The following is a 16300-nucleotide window of genomic DNA, read 5'->3' on the forward strand; positions in this document are numbered from 1 at the left end:
GGTGAGGCGGCCTATCCCGGCCCCCGGCCATGCAGGCCCGAGGCGAAGTAGCCGCTGAGGTAGTCCAGCACGGCGCGGATCTGCGGGGTGTTCCGCCTGCGCGCATCCGCGAGGAGCCAGATTTCGTAGAACGGCTCGATTTCCGTGTCGAAGCAGCGAATGAGGTCCGCATCCCCCGCCGCGACGAAATCCGACATCAGCCCCAGCCCGAGCCCCGCCCGGATCGCCGCGAACACGGCACTGACGCTGCTCGGGCGCAGGAGGATCGCTTCCGCCGGAACGTTTGCCGCGATCCAGGCGGTGAAGGGCCCGGCCGGCGGCAGCATGTCCGTCCCGATGAAGACGTGCCCGGCGACCTCGGCCGGGCAACGCGGCGTGCCGCGGGCGGCGGCATAGGCCCGGCTGCAATAGACGGACCAGCTTTCCGTGGCGATGCGGCGGCCGGCAAGGTCCGGCCGGGTCGGGCGTGGGCCCACCCGCAGCGCGACATCGGCCTCGCCCGCCTCAAGGTTCAGGTGACGGTCACTCGTGATCACGTCAAGGCAGATGCCGGGATAGGCCGCGTGGAAGTCCCGCATGGCCCGCAGCAGGAAGCCCGTCGCGAAGGCCTCGTTGGTGGTGAGCCGCACCACGCCGGACAGGCCCCGCTTTTTCGCCGCGGCCTTGTTCTCGAACAGCTCGGCCGCCGCCTCGACGCCCTTGGCCGCCTGAAGCAGCTCCGCGGCTGCCTCCGTCGGGAGGTAGCCGGCCGGCGTCTTCTCGAAAAGCTCCAGCCCCAGGGCCGCCTCCAGCGCCGCGACGCGGCGCGCCGCGGTGCTCTGGCTGACGCCGAGCGCGCGGCCGGCGGCCAGAGTGCTTCCGCTCCCCGCCACGGCGAGGAAATGCCGCAGGTCGTTCCAGTCCAGCATGATGCCGATTCTGCATTTCCGCCGAACCATTCCGCAAGATCGGTGTTTGAACGGCCTTGCCCGCCTGCGTAATGAGGGAGCCGCTTCGTTTCCAGGGACAGCGGCCATGAAACTCCACTTCGACCCCCTCTCGACCTCCTCGCGCAGCGTCACTTTCTTTCTCTTCGACCAGGGCATCCCGTTCGAGGAGGAGGTTGTCGGCATCCATGCCGGGGAGCAGCGCGCGCCGGACTTCCTGCGCCTAAACCCGAACGGGCAGGTTCCCGTGCTGGAGGACGGCGATTTCCACCTGTCCGAGAGCGCCGCCATCCTTCGCTTCCTGGCCGAGCGGCACGCACCGGCGACCTACCCGTCCGAGCCACGCGCCCGCGCCCGAGTGCACGAGGCCATGGACTGGTTCTCCAGCAACTTCCACGTCGGTTACTGCGTCTTCCTCGCCTATCGCCGCATGCTCCCGCCGCTCCGGTCCATGCCTGCCGAGGCCCATGCGGCAATGGAACATGTGGGCCGCGCGATGGCCGCGAAGTACCTCTCGGTGCTCGACCGGCAGATGCTGGGGGATCGGCCCCATGTCTGCGGCGGCGCGGTCTCGATCGCCGATTACCTCGGCTTCGCGTATGTCACCCTCGGCGAATACGTGGACTTCGACCTCTCGCCCTATCCGCGTGTCGTGGCGTGGGTGCAGCGGATGAAGGCGCGCGGCGGATACGCCCCAAGCTACGCGGGCTTCCGCGGCTACGTCCAGGCCGCGCGCGCGGCGCCGGCCGAAGCGGGGCTCGCCGCGGACTGACATCCCTCCAGCGGAAAGGAACGGCCCGATGCGCCGGATCGATCTCGCCTTCCTCATCCTCGCCACCGCGACGCTGCTCATCGGCGTCGGCATGGGAACCTGGATGGGCCTGACCCACAACTTCCACTTCGCGCCGGTTCATGCACACCTGAACCTGCTGGGCTGGACCTCGCTGGCGCTTTTCGGGCTCTGCTACCGCGCCTATCCCCCGCTCGCTGCCTCGCGCCTCGCGCTGCCCCACTTCGCGCTGGCTGCCAGCGGGGCCATCTGCTTCCCCGCGGGGATCGCGCTCTCGATCGCCGATCTCACGATGGAGGTCGCCAAGCTCGGCGCCCTTCTCTGGACCCTGGCGGTGCTGGTCTTCCTCGTCGCGTTGGTCAGGCTGGCCCTGGGGGAAAGGGCGGGGCTGGAAAAGCGGGCGGCGCCGGCCGTGGCGGCGTGAAGCACCGGGCGGCACGAACGGCCGCCCGGCAGCCCCGATCAGTCCGCCTTGATCCCGGCCGCCTTGATGATCGGCTCCCACTTCGCGATCTCGTCGTCGAGCCACTTCCGCGTGCTGGCCGGCGTGCTGTCGGAGCGGGTTTCCATCGTCAGGTCGGACAGGCGCTGCTTCACGCTGTCCATCGCCATCACCTTGTTCAGCGCGGCGTTGACGGCGTTCACCACCGGCTCCGGCGTGCCGGAGGGGGCCAGCACCATGTGCCAAGTGTAGGCCTCGTAGTCCGGCACCCCCGCCTCGACGAAGGTGGGGATGTTCGGCACCTGCGGCAGGCGGTGGGCACCGGAGATGGCCAGCCCCTTCACCTCGCCGCGCGTCACGAAGGGCAGGGCGGAGTTCGCCACGTCCAGCATCATCGCGACCGTGCCGTTCAGCAGGTCCGGCATGGCCGCCGCCGAGCCGCGATAGGGAACGTGGGTCGCCTTCAGCCCGCCCGCCCGGCTGAGGAACAGCTCCGTCGCCAGGTGCAGGGCCGCCCCGTTGCCCGTGGAGGCGTAGTCGTACTTGCCCGGATTCGCCTTGAGGAGCGCCACCAGCTCCGGCAGCGAATTCACCGGCAGGTCCTTGTTCACCATCATCAGCATCGGGATCACGCCGGTCAGCGCCACCGGGGTGAAATCGGCCAGGGGGTCGAAGGGCAGGCGCGGGAAGATGGAGCGCAGCGCGGCATGCGCGATGGTGGTGTAGAGCAACGTCTGCCCGTCCTTGGGCGCCTTGGCCACCACGTCGGAGCCGACCACGACGCCCGCGCCCGTGCGGTTCTCCACGATCACGCGCTGGGGCAGCAGCTTGGACAGCTCATCGGCTACCAGGCGGGCGGGCACGTCGGTCGGGCCACCGGCGGCGAAGGGCACCACCAGGCGCACGGGGGCGCTCGGCCAGGTGCCCTGGGCCAGGGCGGGTCTGATCAGGGCTGGCACCGAGAGCGACGAGGCCGCGATGCCGGCGATGAGGTGGCGGCGCTGGATCATGGGGTGACCCTCCGGAAGATTGCGGTTTCTTCACCCCAGAAGGGGAAGCAGGGGAGTCGTGTCAACGCCCGGCCCGGTCACGAGAGCCTCATACACGGCGCGATCCGTGGCGCCCTCGGTGCCGAACAGCAGCACCCGGCTTTCCGGACCCAGGTCCAGGGCGGCACGGGCCGCGGGGTCCTGCGCGGCCAGCGCCAGGGCGGCCAAGCCGGCCACGCCGCTCTCCCCGCCCTCGACCGCCGGGTTCCGGCACGCCAGGAACCGCATGGCCGCGGCGGCGGCCGTGTCGGGGATGGCGGAGAAGGCAAAGGCGGCGCGCTCCAGCTCCTGCCAGGCGAGGAGGCTCGGTTCGCCGCAGGCCAGCCCGGCCATGATGGTGTCCAGCTCCCCCGGAACGGCGGTGGCGGAGCCGGCCTCGGCGCTGGCCAGCAGGCAGGCCGCCTTTTCCGGTTCCACCACCACCAGGCGCGGCGCGGACCCGTGCCGGGCGCGCAGCGCCACCGAGACGGCCGCTGCCACGCCCCCGACCCCGGCCTGGATGAACACATGGCTCGGCGCCGCCGGAAGGCTGTCCAGCGCTTCCTCCGCCATCAGGCGATAGCCCTGCATCACCTCGCGCGGAACCTCGGTGTAGCCGGGCCAGGACGTGTCGGAAACGAGGTGCCAGCCCCCTTCCCGCGCAGCCGCCTCGGAGGCACGGACGGAATCATCGTAGTTGCCGGAAACCTCCCGCACCTCGGCGCCGAAGGCGGCGATGGCGTCGCGCCTCCCCCGGGTGACGCCGGGATGCACGAAGATCACGCAGCGCGCGCCGAAGCGCCTCGCACCCCAGGCGACGCTGCGGCCGTGATTGCCGTCGGTGGCGCAGGTGACGGTGATGGCGGCGGCCCCGGCGGCATAGCGCCCGGCCTCCAGCTCCGCGGGTGTCGCAGCATTCGCGACGCCCGCACGCGCGAGCTCCTGCGCGATCACGCGCGACACCGCATGGGCACCGCCGAGCGCCTTGAAGGACCCGAGCCCGAAGCGCGGCGCCTCGTCCTTGTAGTGCACGGCGCCAAGTCCGAGGGCGGCGGCGGCGTCATCCAGGGCCAGCAGGGGCGTGGGCGCGTATCCCGGCCAGGAGGCGATCGCCACCCGCGCCCGGCGCCCCGCGCCCTCGGGCAGCACGACCACGCCGGGCACGCCGTGCCGGGGGTTGAGGAAAAGGCGGAGCGTCATGGCCCGTGGCTTCCCATGCCGCGCGCCGCGCCGCAATCAGCGCCAGCAGAACAGCAGGTCGATCAGCGCCAGCAGGTATCCGAGCGCCATCACCACCAGCCCCAGGAAGACCAGCACGATCCCCACGCCGTAGCGCAGCGTCGCGATGCCGTAATCCACCAGAAGGCGCCCGAAGGCGATCGTGTCCTGGCCACCCTGGCACCGCCGCGGCGGAACCTCGCCGGCGGACCGGGGCGACGGCAGGCGGATGGCCGGCCCGCAGGCAGCGGCCGGCGCGGGCGCGGCGGAAAGCAGCAGCAGCGGCAGGACGAGCGCCCGCGCGGCCCGCCGCATGTCCGGCAGCCCTAGAGGCCCGCCCGGTCCAGCCTGAGGATGGCGCGCGCGACCGCCTGGGCGCGGGGCACGAGGGTCGCCACCTCCAGGTATTCCTCGGGGCTATGCGCCTTGCCGCCCACCGGGCCTACCGCGCAGAGCGTCGGCGCGCCCATCGCGGCGGTGAAGCCGCTGTCCGCGCAGCCGCCCGAAAAGTCGCCGGTGACGGACAGGCCGCTCTCGGCCGCGGCTTCCACATAGGCCTGGAACAGCTTCGCGGCGGCCGCGGTCTGGGTGAGCGGGAGGAACTCGCCGCGGATGGTCATGGCGGCGCGGGTGCCGGGAATGAAGGAGCGCCCGACGATCCCGTGGATGCGGCCCATGACCTCGTCGCGGTCCGCGGGCTCCACGTAGCGCAAATCGATCTGCATCTGCGCGGAAGGGGCCACGGTGTTCACGCTCTGCCCACCCGACACCAGGCCCACGTTGAGCGTGATCCCGCGCGGCAGGTCCGTGAGAGCGTGGATGGCCGTGACCTTGGCGGCCAGTTCCCCGATGGCGCTGATCCCCGCCTCGAAGTTTCCTCCCGAATGCGCGGCGCGGCCCTCGATCTCCACGGCCATGAAGACCCCGCCCTTGCGCCCCGTCACCACGCCGCCGTTCGCGCGCCCCGGCTCGGAGTTGAACACCACGCGGGCGCGGCGCGCCTCGGCCTCGATCACCGGCCGCCCCTCGGGCGAGCCGATCTCCTCGTCGCCCGTGAACAGCGCGACCAAGGGTCCGGGCGCACCGCCCACGGCCTTGAAGGCGGCGAGCACGAACATGTTCATCACCAGCCCCGCCTTCATGTCGGCGACGCCCGGGCCCGTGGCGATGCCGTTCTCGACCTTGAAGGGGCGCCGCTCCGGTTCGCCCTTGGGGAAGACGGTGTCGCGATGGCCCATCAGCAGGATGTTCCGCCGCGCATTTCCCTCGGCTCCGCCGGCCTCGCCCGCTTCAACCGTTGCGCGCAGGCAATCGCCGAAGCGGGACTGGGGGATGGTTTCCACGGGAATGCCGTGCTGCTCGAGAAAGCCGCGCACCTGGGCGCCCACCGCGTCCACGCCAGGCTTGTCGTAGGAGCCGCCATCGGTGTTCACCATGCGCTCCAGCGCCGCGAGCATCTCGTCCTGGCGGCCGGAAAGCCAGTCGAGCACGCGGGCTTCGGTGGTCTTGCTCATGGGGTGCCTTTCCTCGGGGTGGTCGGGTGGCGGTCCGGATGGACCGGGCGCGCGCCCGGTGCAACCCCGGGCGCGCCTGCGCTGCCCCGGGCGCGCCTGCGCTGCCCCGGGCGCGCGCTTGCGCTGCCGCGGTCCGGAGCACCCGGCCTCAGCCGACCGGGTTGGCCTCGGGCATGGCCAGGGCGCGCTCCAGCGCGCGCGCCCCGCGCAGGCAGAGGTCGTCCCGCCCCTGGGCGGCCACGATCTGCACGGCGCGCGGCATTCCCTCGGCGTCCAGCCCGGCCGGCAGCGCGATGGCGGGCTGGCGCGTGAGGTTCTGCGCGAAGGTCCATGGGGCCCAGTCCCGCCACAGCGCGTCCGTGGGCTTCAGCGTCGGCTGGTCTGCGGCGAAGGCGGCGGTCGGGGTGGCCGCGGTCAGCACCAGGTCGTAGCGGAGGTGGAACAGGGCCATCGCGTGCGCGGCCTGCACCCGGAGCGCGTCGGCGCCCAGGAAGTCGATGGCGGAAAGGCCGCCCTCGCGCCGCGCCACCTCCTCCAGCCCGTCATCCAGGTCCCCGCGCTTCTCGGCGGGGGTGGAGGCGACGAGCTTGGCCAGGGCCACGCCCCAGACCCGGCCAAAGATCTGCCGGGTGTCGGGCAGCTCGGGATCGGCCTCCTCCACCAGGGCTCCCTCGGCGCGAAGCGTGTCGGCGGCGCGGGCCAGGGCGGCCTCGCCTTCCTGGTCCAGTGGCGGCTCGTAGCCCCAGCGGCGGACCAGCGCGATCCGCATGCCCCGCACGCCCTCCTCGATGCCCGCGCGCCATTCGCGGGGCTCGTCCGGGAGGCAGAGCGGGTCGCGGACATCGGCACGGGCGATGGCGTTCAGCATCAGCGCCGCGTCCCGCACGCCGCGCGCCATGGGCCCGGCGCAGGCCACGGCGGAGAAGGCGCCGTGCGGCCATTGCGGCACGCGCCCGTAGCTCGGCTTCATGCCGACGATGCCGCAATAGGCGGCGGGAATGCGGATGGAGCCGCCCGCATCCGTGCCGATGTGCAGCGCGCCGAAGGCCGCCGCCGCCGCCGCGCCCGCCCCGGAGGAGGAGCCGCCCGTGGTGCGCCGGGGGTCCCAGGGGTTGCGGGTGATGCCGTTCAGCGGGCAGTCGCCTGGAGTCTTCCAGCCGAACTCGGTTGTGGTGGTCTTGCCGATGACAACCGCGCCGGCCGCCTTCAGCCCCATCACCGCCGGTGCGTCCTCCGCCTGCGGGCGGGGATCGGTGGTGCGGCTGCCGCGGCGGGTGGGGAAGCCCGCCATGTTCAGCAGGTCCTTCACCGTGCAGGGCACGCCGTCCAGCACGCCCATGGGGCGGCCGGCGGCCCAGCGTGCCTCGCTTTCCCCGGCCTGGCGGATGGCCTGGGGGTTCATGGTGGCGAAGGCGTTGATGCCGGGATTGTGGCGGGCCACCCGCTCCATCACGGCCTTCAGGGCCTCGACGGGGCTGAGCGCACGGCGGGCGTAGAGGGCGAGCAGCGTTTCCGCGCTCATCAGCGCGGGGTCCGTGGCGGTCATTCGTGATCCTGGAAGAAAAGCCGGTCCGGAGGATGGACCCTCCCGCCCCTCAGCGGAAGCGCGGCGGGGCCCGCCGCGCGCCGCCCGTGTCAGGAGACGGTGATGCCCGCGCCCTTCGCCACCGCCGTCCACTCGGACGCGAACTTCGCGATCATGGCCGTATAGGCCGCGCCCGTGAGCGGCACGGCGGGGGTGTAGGAGGCCAGCTCGGCCAGCTTCGCCTTGATCTCGGGCGTGCCGGTCGTGGCGAGCACCGCGTCCCGCACGGCCTCCGCGATGACGGGCGGCAGGCCCCTGGGAGCGGAGATGCCGATCCAGGTGGTGGCGGTCAGCGCGGGCAGGCCGAGTTCGGCGAAGGTGGGCACGCCCGGCACGGCCGGCACCCGGTTGGCCGAGGAAACGGCCAGGGCGGTCACCGTGCCGTCCCGGATCATCGCGACATTGGTGGTCAGCGGGTCGAAGACGCTCTCGATATGGCCGGCGAAGAGGTCCTGCATGGCCGGCGCGCTGCCGCGATAGGGCACGTGGTCCAGCCGCGGCGCCCGCGCCTCGCGCGTCAGCACCTCACCCATCAGGTGGGTGATGGAGCCGATGCCGGAGGAGCCGTAGCGGGCGCCGGGACCGCGCGCCTTCTCCAGGAACGCGTCCAGCGTGGGCGTGGGCGAGCCCTTGTTCACCATCAGCACGTTCGCCGTGTCGCAGAGCATGGCGATATGGGTGAAGTCGCCCACGGGATCGTAGGGCAGGCTGGGATAGATGCCGGGCGCGATGCCGTTGGGCGAGGCATGGCTGATCACCAGCGTGTGCCCGTCCGGCGCGGCCTTGGCGGCGGCGTCCGCCCCGATCGTGCCGCCGGCGCCGGGGCGGTTCTCCACGACGATGGTGCTGCCGAGCGCCTGGCCGATGCCGGGCGCGACCAGCCGCGCCACCACATCCGCCAGCCCGCCCGGCGGGAAGGTGGCGATCAGGCGGATCGGCTGGCGCGGGCGCCAGGCGGCTTGCGCCCGCGCGGAGGACATGATGCCTGGCAGGGCGAGCCCTGTTGCTGCGAGGAGGGCGCGGCGATGGAGCATGGGCGGTCCTTCGTCAGGGGGCGCTGCGCCCCGGTCGAAGCCCGCCAAGCAAGGGACGTACCGTTACGCCCCAGCCGCCAGCGCCGCCGACCAGGGCGACATCGCGTCGCTGATCCCCGTCGCGGCCCTGCCCTCCCGCAGGATCAGGTTCGGGCAGGCGAAGTTCACCGGCAGCACCGCGTGCTCCACCACCTCCAGCGCCCCGTCCTGCCCGAGCCCGGCCAGGATGTCGGCCTCCAGCCGCCGGTCCGCCGTGACGCCGTCGGGGCCGGAGACGTCGATGCGCGGCCAGTGCGCCGCTTCCCCGGGGGCCATGCCGAAATCGAGCGAGAAGGCCAGCATCTGCAGCACGCTGGCCAGGATGCGCCGCCCGCCCGAGGCGCCGGCCGCGATCAGCGGGTTCGTGTCGTCGCCCGCGCGGCTGACCGTGACCGGGCTCATGTTGCACAGCGGGCGCGCGCCGGGGCGGATGGCGTTGGCGCTGCCGGGCTCGGGATCGAACCACATCATGCCGTTGTTCATCAGCACGCCGGTCTTGGGCAGGACCACGCGGCTGCCCATGGAGGAGAGCAGCGTGGTGGTGACGGACACCATCATCCCGTCCCGGTCGCAGACGGTCAGGTGGGTGGTGCAGGTTTCCGCCGTTTCCTTTGCGGCGCCCAGCCCGGCCAGGCGCTCGGCATAGGCGCCGCGCATGGCGCGCGCGAAGCCGCGGTACCAATCCGTGCCTGGCGCGCCGCCCAGCGGCAGGCGGTTCATCCCGACGATCACGGCGGCCATGGTCGGCGCGGCCGTCAGGCCGCCGGCCGTGTGAATGGTGTGGGTGTCGCGCCAGGCGATCGGCGTCGCCGGGCGGAGGGTTGCGCGGCAGCCGGCCAGGTCGGCGGCGTCCACAACCCCGCCCATGGCCGCGATATCCGCCGCGAGGTCCGCGGCAACCCCGCCCTCGTAGAAGTCCCGCAAGCCCTGATCGCGCAGCCGTTCAAGCGTTTCTGCCAGCCGGCCCAGCGGGAAGAAGCCCGGCGCCCCCTGGTAGGGCGGATTGGGCGGCAGGCCGTCCGGCAGGTAGATGCGCGCGCTTTCCTCGTAGAGGCGCAGCACGCGGGCGGAGGATGAAACCTTGAGCAGCGTGAACCAGTCCTGCGGGAGGCCGCGCCGGGCCAGGGCGATGGCCGGGCCCAGCAGCCTGTCCAGCCCCATCCCGGTCCCGAACCGCTCCCGCAGGAGGTCGTAGCCGGCGACCGCCGAGGGGATCACGAAGGAAAGCGGGCCGTGGATGTTCACGTCCCCCACCACCTCAGGCCAGGCGAAGAGATCCTGCTTCCACTTTCCGGTGAGCGGATAGGCGGCCGGATCGACCCGCCCGGAAGCCACCGGCCCGAAATCCACCACCTCGGGCGGTGCGCCGGGCTTGTGCACGATGGCGAAGCCGATGCCGCCCAGCCCGCTGTTCCAGGGTTCCACCGCCGGCAGGGCGAAGGCGGCGGCCACGGCCGCATCCGCCGCGTTGCCGCCGGCCTCCAGAACGGCGAGCCCCGCCTCGGCCGCCGCGCGGGACTGGGAAACGACCACGCCCCCGCCGCCGGTCGCGGCGGGCTTGCGCAGCGACCAGTGCTGGCTGGTGTGAGGAGGAGGGGCGTAATCGGCGAGGTCTGGCATCGGGCACCTGCGGCAGGGTTGCCCGCAGCCTCGCGCCACGCCGGGGCATCGGCAAGGTCCCGGGGCAAGATCCTGGCGCAAGGTCCGGTTTGCCCGCGGGCCGCCGGCGGCTTATTGGGCGCAGGAACCAACAGGGGGAATGCAGCATGTCCGGGACCAGCCAAGGCATGGAGGTCGCGCCCGTCCTCCGCCGCTTCATCGAGGACGAGGCGCTGCCCGGCACCGGGGTGGAGGCCGCCGCCTTCTGGGCCGCCATGGAGAAGACCCTCCGCACCCTCGGGCCGCGCAACGCCGGCCTGCTCGGGGACCGCGACCGGCTGCAGGAGCGGCTGGACGAGTGGCACCGCGCCAACCCCGCCCGCCCGGTGGACCCCGAGGCCTACGAGGCCTTCCTGCGCGGCATTGGCTACCTGCTGGACCCGCCGCCGGCCTTCTCGGTGGAAACCGCTGGCGTGGACGACGAGATCGCCCGCCTGGCCGGACCGCAGCTCGTGGTGCCCGTGAACAACGCGCGCTACGCCCTGAACGCCGCCAACGCGCGCTGGGGCAGCCTCTACGACGCCCTCTATGGCACCGACGCGATCCCGCAGGAGGGGCCCAAGGCCCGCGGCTTCGACGCGAAGCGCGGCGCCGCCGTGATCGCCCGCGCCCGCGCCGTGCTGGACGAGGCGGCTCCCCTCGCCGCAGGCAGCCATGCCGATGCCAGCGCCTATCGCGTCGAGGGCGGCAAGCTCGCGGTGCTGATGAACGGCGGCGCGAGCACGGAGCTGCGCGATCCCGGGCAGTTCCGCGGCTACAACGGCACGCCGGACGAGCCCTCCGCCATCCTGCTGGCCCGCAACGGCCTGCACCTGGAGATCGTGATCGACCGCGCCCACCCGATCGGTGCCACCGACAAGGCCGGCGTCGCGGACCTCGTGCTCGAGGCCGCGCTGTCCACCATCATGGACGCCGAGGATTCGGTGGCCGCCGTGGATGCCGAGGACAAGGTGGGCGTCTACCGCAACTGGCTGGGCCTGATGCGTGGCGACCTGTCCGCCTCCTTCGAGAAGGGCGGGGAGACGCTGGAGCGCCGCCTGAACCCGGATCGCAGCTTCAAGGGCCCGGATGGCGGCGAGGTGACGCTGCGCGGCCGTTCCCTGATGCTGGTGCGCAATGTCGGCCACCACATGATGACCGACGCCGTGACCCTGGGCGGCTCGGAAACCGCGGAAACCATCCTGGACGCCTATGTCACCTCGCTGATCGCGCTGCACGACCTCAAGGGCGAGCGCCTGAACAGCCCGGCCGGCAGCGTCTACATCGTGAAGCCCAAGATGCACGGCCCGGCCGAGGTCGCCTGGGCCGTGGAGCTGTTCTCCGAGGTGGAGGACGCCCTGGGCCTGCCCCGCAACACGCTGAAGATGGGCATCATGGACGAGGAGCGGCGCACCACGCTCAACCTCGTCAACTGCATCGCCCAGGCGAAGGAGCGGGTGTTCTTCATCAACACCGGCTTCCTCGACCGCACGGGCGACGAGATCCACACCTCGATGGAGGCCGGCGCCGTCGTCCGCAAGAACGACATGCGCAAGGCGCCGTGGATCGCGGCCTACGAGGACAACAACGTCGATGTCGGCCTCGCCTGCGGGCTGCGCGGTCACGCGCAGATCGGCAAGGGCATGTGGGCCGCGCCGGATGCGATGGCCTCCATGCTCGATCAGAAGGTCGGCCACCCGCGCGCGGGCGCCAGCACGGCATGGGTCCCCTCCCCCACCGCCGCCACGCTGCACGCCATGCACTACCACCAGGTGGACGTGGCGGCCCGGCAGGGGGAACTGGCCTCGGGCGGCAAGCGGGCGAAGCTTTCCGACCTGCTGACCATCCCGCTGGCCGAGAACACCAACTGGGCGCCCGAGGACATTCAGGCGGAGCTCGACAACAACGCCCAGGGCATCCTCGGCTATGTCGTCCGCTGGATCGACCAGGGCGTCGGCTGCTCCAAGGTGCCGGACATCCACGATGTCGGGCTGATGGAGGACCGCGCGACGCTGCGCATCTCGGCCCAGCACATCGCCAACTGGCTGCGCCACGGCATCGTGGACCGCGCCCAGGTGGAGGAAACGATGCGGCGCATGGCGAAGGTGGTGGACGGGCAGAACGCGAACGACCCGGCCTACACCCCGATGGCCCCCAGCTACGGCGGCGTGGCCTTCCGGGCCGCCTGCGACCTTGTCTTCGAAGGCGCGGCGCAGCCCAACGGCTACACCGAGTTCGTCCTTCACGCCCGCCGGCGCGAGGCGAAGGCGGGCTGAAGAACTGGGCAGGCCGCGGTCAGGCCTTGAGGGAGGTCCGCTCCCTCAAGGCCGCGATCTCGGCCCGCAGCGCCGCGATCTGCTCGGCCACCGGATCCGCCTGCCCCGGCGCGATGCCGTAGCCCGCCGTCGGGTCCGTGCAGGGCTGGCCGGGGCGGCGTGCGGGAATGCCAACCTCCGTGACGCCGTCCGGCACGGGATCGACGCAGACCGCGTTCGCGCCGACGCGCGCGCCGCGGCCGATCAGGATCGGGCCGAGCACCTGCGCCCCGGCGCCGATCACCACGCCATCGGCGAGTGTGGGATGCCGCTTGCCCGGCCGCGTGGTGAGGCCGCCCAGCGTCACGCCGTGATAGATGAGCACGTCGTCGCCGATTTCCGCCGTTTCTCCGATCACGACGCCCATGCCGTGGTCGATAAACAGCCGCCGCCCGATCTTCGCCCCCGGGTGGATCTCGATCCCCGTCAGGAAGCGCCCGAGATGCGACGCGCAGCGCGCCGGTGCGCGAAAGCCCGCGCGCCACAGGCGATGCGCCAGCCGGTGCCACAGCACCGCGTGCAGCCCGGCATAGCAGAGGAAGGACTCCGCCACCGTTGGCCGCGCCGGGTCGCGTGCCCGGATGCTGCGCGCGATCTCGATCGCCTCTCCGATCATGCCGGCCCCATCCCGCAAGAGCCCGTCACGCAAGCCATGGCGGCACGGGCAGGCCGCGTTCGCGGAGGAACTCGGGGTTGAACAGCTTGGACTGGTAGCGCGCCCCGCTGTCGCACAGGATGGTGACGATGGTGTGTCCCGGTCCCATCTGCCTGGCCAGCGCGATCGCCGCCGCCACGTTCAGCCCCGCCGAGCCACCGACGCTCAGCCCTTCCTCCGAAAGAAGGGAGAAGCACTGCTCCAGCGCCTCAGGATCGGAGATGCGGATCGCGTCGTCGATCGGCGCGCCGGTCAGGTTGCCGGGCACCTTGCTGCCCTGCCCGATCCCTTCCGTGACGGAGTTCCCCTCGGCCGAAACGGTGCCGGTCTTCACCCATGAGAAGAGGCCGGAGCCGTGCGGGTCCGCGAGCACGATCCTCACCCCGGGCTTGCGCGCCTTGAGTGCCCGGCCGGTGCCGGCCAGCGTGCCGCCGGTGCCGCAGGCGCAGGTGAAGGCGTCGACCCGCCCCCCGGTCTGCTCCCAGATCTCCGGCCCCGTGGTCGCCTCGTGCGCGGCCGCATTCGCGTGGTTGTCGAACTGGTTCGCCCAGACGGCGCCCATCTCCTCCGCGATGCGGCGGGAGGTGTTCACGTAGTGGCCGGGATCGCTCAGCGGCTTCGGCGGCACCAGCCGCACGTCGGCGCCGATCATGCGCAGGAAGTCGATCTTCTCCCGGCTCTGCGTTTCCGGCACCACGATCACGGACTTCCAGCCGCGCGCATTGGCGGCGAGCGCCACGCCGATGCCGGTGTTCCCCGCCGTTCCCTCCACGATCGTGCCGGGCCGGAACGGCGTGAGCAGGCCGTGCGAGACGGCCTCGCTCAGGATGCCCAGCGCCGCGCGGTCCTTCACGCTGCCGCCGGGGTTCATGAACTCCGCCTTGCCGAGGATCTCGCACCCCGTCTCCTCGGAGGCGCGGCGCAGGCGGATGAGGGGCGTGTTGCCGACGGCCCCCCAGAAGTCGGGTGCGATGCCAGCCATGCCGGGCTCAGTTCCACTCCAGGTGATCGACCCAGCGCAGATAAGGCTTCTCCGCCTTGAACCCCTGCGGGAAGTGCTTCCTCGCCTCCTCGTCGGAAAGGCTGGCGGCGACGATGGTGCGCTCGCCGGGCTTCCAGTTCACGGGGGTGGCGACCTTGTGCCGGTCGGTCAGTTGCAGGCTGTCGATCACCCGCAGCACCTCGTCGAAGTTGCGGCCGGCGCTGGGCGGGTAGATCAGCATCAGGCGGATCTTCTTGCTGGGGTCGATCACGAAGACCGTGCGCACCGTCACAGCGGCGTCCGCCTCCGGGTGGATCATGCCGTAGAGGTTCGCGACCGTCTTGTCGGAATCGGAGATCATCGGGAAGTTCACGGCGGTGCCCTGGGTTTCCTCGATGTCGGCGTTCCAGCCCTCGTGCTGGTCCAGCGTGTCCACGGACAGGCCGATCACCTTCACCCCGCGGCGGTCGAATTCCGGCTTCAGCTTGGCGGTGTAGCCGAGCTCCGTCGTGCAGACGGGCGTGTAGTCCTTGGGATGGCTGAAGATGATGCCCCAGGAATTGCCGAGCCATTCGTGGAAGCGGATCCGCCCCTGCGTGGTTTCCGCCTCGAAGTCCGGGGCGACCTGCCCGAGTTGCAGCATGCTACGGCAATCCTCCATGCGGGTCCCGTTCCGCGTTGCTGACACGGCCTGCGGAGAGCTTCCACGGACCGCCGGCGCGCAACGCGCGGCGCCCCGCGCGGCAGGGCATCTCGGCAGCCCGGGCACCGTTTCCAAGGGGCATCAGCCCGCGCCGTACCGGGCGATGCCGAGGTCGGTCACATCGATCTCCGGCGTGCGGTCCGAGACGATGTCCGCCAACACCCGGCCGGAGCCGCAGGCCATGGTCCAGCCCAGCGTGCCGTGGCCCGTGTTGGTGTAAAGATTGGGCAGCGGCGTGCGGCCGATCACCGGCGTGCCGTCCGGCGTCATGGGGCGCAGCCCCGTCCAGAACTGCGCGGCCGCGATGTCGCCACCATCGGGGAACAGGTCGCGCACCGAGTGCTCCAGCGTCTCGCGCCGGGGCACGCGCAGGCTGGTGCTGAAGCCCGCGATCTCCGCCGTGCCGCCCACCCGGATGCGGCTGCCCAGCCGGGTGATGGCGATCTTGTAGGTTTCGTCCATCACGGTGGAGACGGGCGCCGCGCCTTCCTCCGTCACCGGCAGGGTCAGGGAATAGCCCTTGATGGGGTAGACCGGCAGGCGAAGCCCCAGGGGGCGCAGGACGGCGGGGGTGTGGCTGCCCAGCGCCGCCACATAGGCATCGGCGGTGAAGTCGCCATGATCGGTCTCGACCGCCCGCACGCGCCCGCCCTCGGCGCGCAGGCCGGCGACGCTGACGCCGAGGTGGAATTCCACCCCCGCACCGCACGCCAGCTCGGCCAGGCGCTGGGTGAACAGGAAGGCATCGCCCGTCTCGTCCTGGGGCAGGCGCAGGCCACCCACGAAGCGGTCGCGGACGCGGGCGAGAGCCGGCTCGGCGGCGATGCAGCCCTCGAGGTCGAGCAGTTCCCAGGGAACGCCGTACTCGTCGAGCACCCCGGTGTCGTCGCCCACATGGTCGAGCTGCTTCTGCGTGCGGAAAAGCTGCACCGTGCCGCGCGCGCGGTGGTCGAACTCGATTCCCGTCTCGGCGCGCAGCTCGGCGAGCGCCAGGCGGCTGTACTCGGCCACCCGGACCATCCGCCCCTTGTTGCGGCGATAGGCGCGCTCGGTGCAGTTCGCGGCCATGCGGGCGAGCCAGGACAGCATGGCGGGGTCCGGCCGCGGCCAGAACACGAAGGGGCGGTGGTGCATCAGCAGCCACTTCACCGCCTTCATCGGCACGCCCGGCCCGGCCCAGGGCGAGGAATAGCCGTAGGAAAGCTGCCCGGCATTGGCGAAGCTGGTTTCCCGCCCGGCGGCGTCCTGCCGGTCCACCACCACCACTTCATGCCCGGCGCGGGCCAGGTACCAGGCCGTGGTCACCCCGATCACGCCGCTGCCGAGAACCAGGACCTTCATGCGAACACTCCGGGGCGAAACGCCCAAGGCGGAGCTTGCGGCATCCGCGCGGGAAGGCAACCGCGGGAGGCGGTGAGGACGTGGTGAAGC

At 72.0% G+C, this 16300-nt stretch carries 15 protein-coding genes; 3 read left to right on the forward strand and 12 right to left on the reverse strand.

The window, feature by feature from the left end:
- Window positions 1-11: 11 nt before the first annotated feature.
- On the reverse strand, window positions 12-908 hold the full coding sequence (locus tag ACFFIC_RS01845; protein ID WP_377048326.1) for a LysR family transcriptional regulator: 897 nt from the start codon (window positions 906-908) through the stop codon (window positions 12-14).
- Window positions 909-1014: 106 nt separating this feature from the next.
- On the opposite strand from ACFFIC_RS01845, the gene ACFFIC_RS01850 reads away from it, so the two are divergent.
- Together ACFFIC_RS01850 and ACFFIC_RS01855 are read left to right on the forward strand one after the other, a co-directional pair.
- Complete coding sequence (locus ACFFIC_RS01850; protein WP_377048327.1) at window positions 1015-1698, forward strand: glutathione S-transferase family protein; 684 nt, start codon at window positions 1015-1017, stop codon at window positions 1696-1698.
- A 28-nt stretch (window positions 1699-1726) separates the two neighbouring features.
- Window positions 1727-2140 carry a hypothetical protein gene (locus ACFFIC_RS01855; RefSeq protein ID WP_377048328.1) on the forward strand — a complete coding sequence of 138 codons (414 nt, stop codon included), beginning with the start codon at window positions 1727-1729 and terminating at the stop codon, window positions 2138-2140.
- A 38-nt stretch (window positions 2141-2178) separates the two neighbouring features.
- Here the strand turns inward: ACFFIC_RS01855 and ACFFIC_RS01860 are convergent, their stop codons facing one another.
- From ACFFIC_RS01860 to ACFFIC_RS01890, 7 genes are all read right to left on the reverse strand, one after another.
- Window positions 2179-3168 carry a Bug family tripartite tricarboxylate transporter substrate binding protein gene (locus tag ACFFIC_RS01860; RefSeq protein WP_377048329.1) on the reverse strand — a complete coding sequence of 330 codons (990 nt, stop codon included), beginning with the start codon at window positions 3166-3168 and terminating at the stop codon, window positions 2179-2181.
- A gap of 30 nt (window positions 3169-3198) precedes the next feature.
- Window positions 3199-4386 carry a diaminopropionate ammonia-lyase gene (locus tag ACFFIC_RS01865; protein WP_377048330.1) on the reverse strand — a complete coding sequence of 396 codons (1188 nt, stop codon included), beginning with the start codon at window positions 4384-4386 and terminating at the stop codon, window positions 3199-3201.
- Between the two features lie 36 nt (window positions 4387-4422).
- Window positions 4423-4719: a hypothetical protein gene (locus ACFFIC_RS01870; RefSeq protein WP_377048331.1), complete on the reverse strand. Its 297-nt coding sequence runs from the start codon at window positions 4717-4719 to the stop codon at window positions 4423-4425.
- Window positions 4720-4730: 11 nt separating this feature from the next.
- Complete coding sequence (locus ACFFIC_RS01875) at window positions 4731-5918, reverse strand: M20 family metallopeptidase (protein WP_377048332.1); 1188 nt, start codon at window positions 5916-5918, stop codon at window positions 4731-4733.
- A gap of 148 nt (window positions 5919-6066) precedes the next feature.
- Window positions 6067-7464 (reverse strand): amidase, encoded by a 1398-nt coding sequence (locus tag ACFFIC_RS01880; RefSeq protein ID WP_377048333.1) that lies wholly within the window; start codon window positions 7462-7464, stop codon window positions 6067-6069.
- A gap of 89 nt (window positions 7465-7553) precedes the next feature.
- The gene (locus tag ACFFIC_RS01885; RefSeq protein ID WP_377048334.1) at window positions 7554-8537 is read right to left on the reverse strand and encodes a Bug family tripartite tricarboxylate transporter substrate binding protein; all 984 of its coding nucleotides are present in this window, start codon (window positions 8535-8537) and stop codon (window positions 7554-7556) included.
- A gap of 63 nt (window positions 8538-8600) precedes the next feature.
- Entirely contained in the window at window positions 8601-10196 is a 1596-nt protein-coding gene (locus ACFFIC_RS01890; RefSeq protein WP_377048335.1) for a gamma-glutamyltransferase, read from the reverse strand.
- Window positions 10197-10342: 146 nt separating this feature from the next.
- Here ACFFIC_RS01890 and ACFFIC_RS01895 point away from each other — a divergent pair, with 146 nt between their 5' ends.
- A complete protein-coding gene (locus ACFFIC_RS01895; RefSeq protein WP_377048336.1) occupies window positions 10343-12490 on the forward strand; it encodes a malate synthase G in 2148 nt (715 codons plus the stop codon).
- A 19-nt stretch (window positions 12491-12509) separates the two neighbouring features.
- Here the strand turns inward: ACFFIC_RS01895 and cysE are convergent, their stop codons facing one another.
- From cysE to ACFFIC_RS01915, 4 genes are all read right to left on the reverse strand, one after another.
- The gene (gene cysE / locus ACFFIC_RS01900; RefSeq protein WP_377048337.1) at window positions 12510-13145 is read right to left on the reverse strand and encodes a serine O-acetyltransferase; all 636 of its coding nucleotides are present in this window, start codon (window positions 13143-13145) and stop codon (window positions 12510-12512) included.
- 25 nt (window positions 13146-13170) lie between these two features.
- Window positions 13171-14166, reverse strand: a complete 996-nt coding sequence (locus ACFFIC_RS01905) for a cysteine synthase A (RefSeq protein WP_377048339.1) — start codon at window positions 14164-14166, stop codon at window positions 13171-13173.
- Between the two features lie 7 nt (window positions 14167-14173).
- On the reverse strand, window positions 14174-14809 hold the full coding sequence (locus ACFFIC_RS01910) for a peroxiredoxin (protein ID WP_377048341.1): 636 nt from the start codon (window positions 14807-14809) through the stop codon (window positions 14174-14176).
- 141 nt (window positions 14810-14950) lie between these two features.
- Complete coding sequence (locus ACFFIC_RS01915) at window positions 14951-16237, reverse strand: D-amino acid dehydrogenase (protein WP_377048342.1); 1287 nt, start codon at window positions 16235-16237, stop codon at window positions 14951-14953.
- Between the last annotated feature and the right edge of the window lie 63 nt (window positions 16238-16300).

The sequence above is a fragment of the Muricoccus vinaceus genome, from assembly GCF_042433125.1.
GTDB classification, from domain to species: Bacteria; Pseudomonadota; Alphaproteobacteria; order Acetobacterales; family Acetobacteraceae; genus Roseomonas; species Roseomonas vinacea.

Coding starts and splice junctions, on each gene's coding strand:
- ACFFIC_RS01845 (WP_377048326.1), bottom strand. CDS start 908: ATGCTGGACTGGAACGACCTGCGGCATTTCCTCGCCGTGGCGGGGAGC.
- ACFFIC_RS01850 (WP_377048327.1), top strand. CDS start 1,015: ATGAAACTCCACTTCGACCCCCTCTCGACCTCCTCGCGCAGCGTCACT.
- ACFFIC_RS01855 (WP_377048328.1), top strand. CDS start 1,727: ATGCGCCGGATCGATCTCGCCTTCCTCATCCTCGCCACCGCGACGCTG.
- ACFFIC_RS01860 (WP_377048329.1), bottom strand. CDS start 3,168: ATGATCCAGCGCCGCCACCTCATCGCCGGCATCGCGGCCTCGTCGCTC.
- ACFFIC_RS01865 (WP_377048330.1), bottom strand. CDS start 4,386: ATGACGCTCCGCCTTTTCCTCAACCCCCGGCACGGCGTGCCCGGCGTG.
- ACFFIC_RS01870 (WP_377048331.1), bottom strand. CDS start 4,719: ATGCGGCGGGCCGCGCGGGCGCTCGTCCTGCCGCTGCTGCTGCTTTCC.
- ACFFIC_RS01875 (WP_377048332.1), bottom strand. CDS start 5,918: ATGAGCAAGACCACCGAAGCCCGCGTGCTCGACTGGCTTTCCGGCCGC.
- ACFFIC_RS01880 (WP_377048333.1), bottom strand. CDS start 7,464: ATGACCGCCACGGACCCCGCGCTGATGAGCGCGGAAACGCTGCTCGCC.
- ACFFIC_RS01885 (WP_377048334.1), bottom strand. CDS start 8,537: ATGCTCCATCGCCGCGCCCTCCTCGCAGCAACAGGGCTCGCCCTGCCA.
- ACFFIC_RS01890 (WP_377048335.1), bottom strand. CDS start 10,196: ATGCCAGACCTCGCCGATTACGCCCCTCCTCCTCACACCAGCCAGCAC.
- ACFFIC_RS01895 (WP_377048336.1), top strand. CDS start 10,343: ATGTCCGGGACCAGCCAAGGCATGGAGGTCGCGCCCGTCCTCCGCCGC.
- cysE (WP_377048337.1), bottom strand. CDS start 13,145: ATGATCGGAGAGGCGATCGAGATCGCGCGCAGCATCCGGGCACGCGAC.
- ACFFIC_RS01905 (WP_377048339.1), bottom strand. CDS start 14,166: ATGGCTGGCATCGCACCCGACTTCTGGGGGGCCGTCGGCAACACGCCC.
- ACFFIC_RS01910 (WP_377048341.1), bottom strand. CDS start 14,809: ATGCTGCAACTCGGGCAGGTCGCCCCGGACTTCGAGGCGGAAACCACG.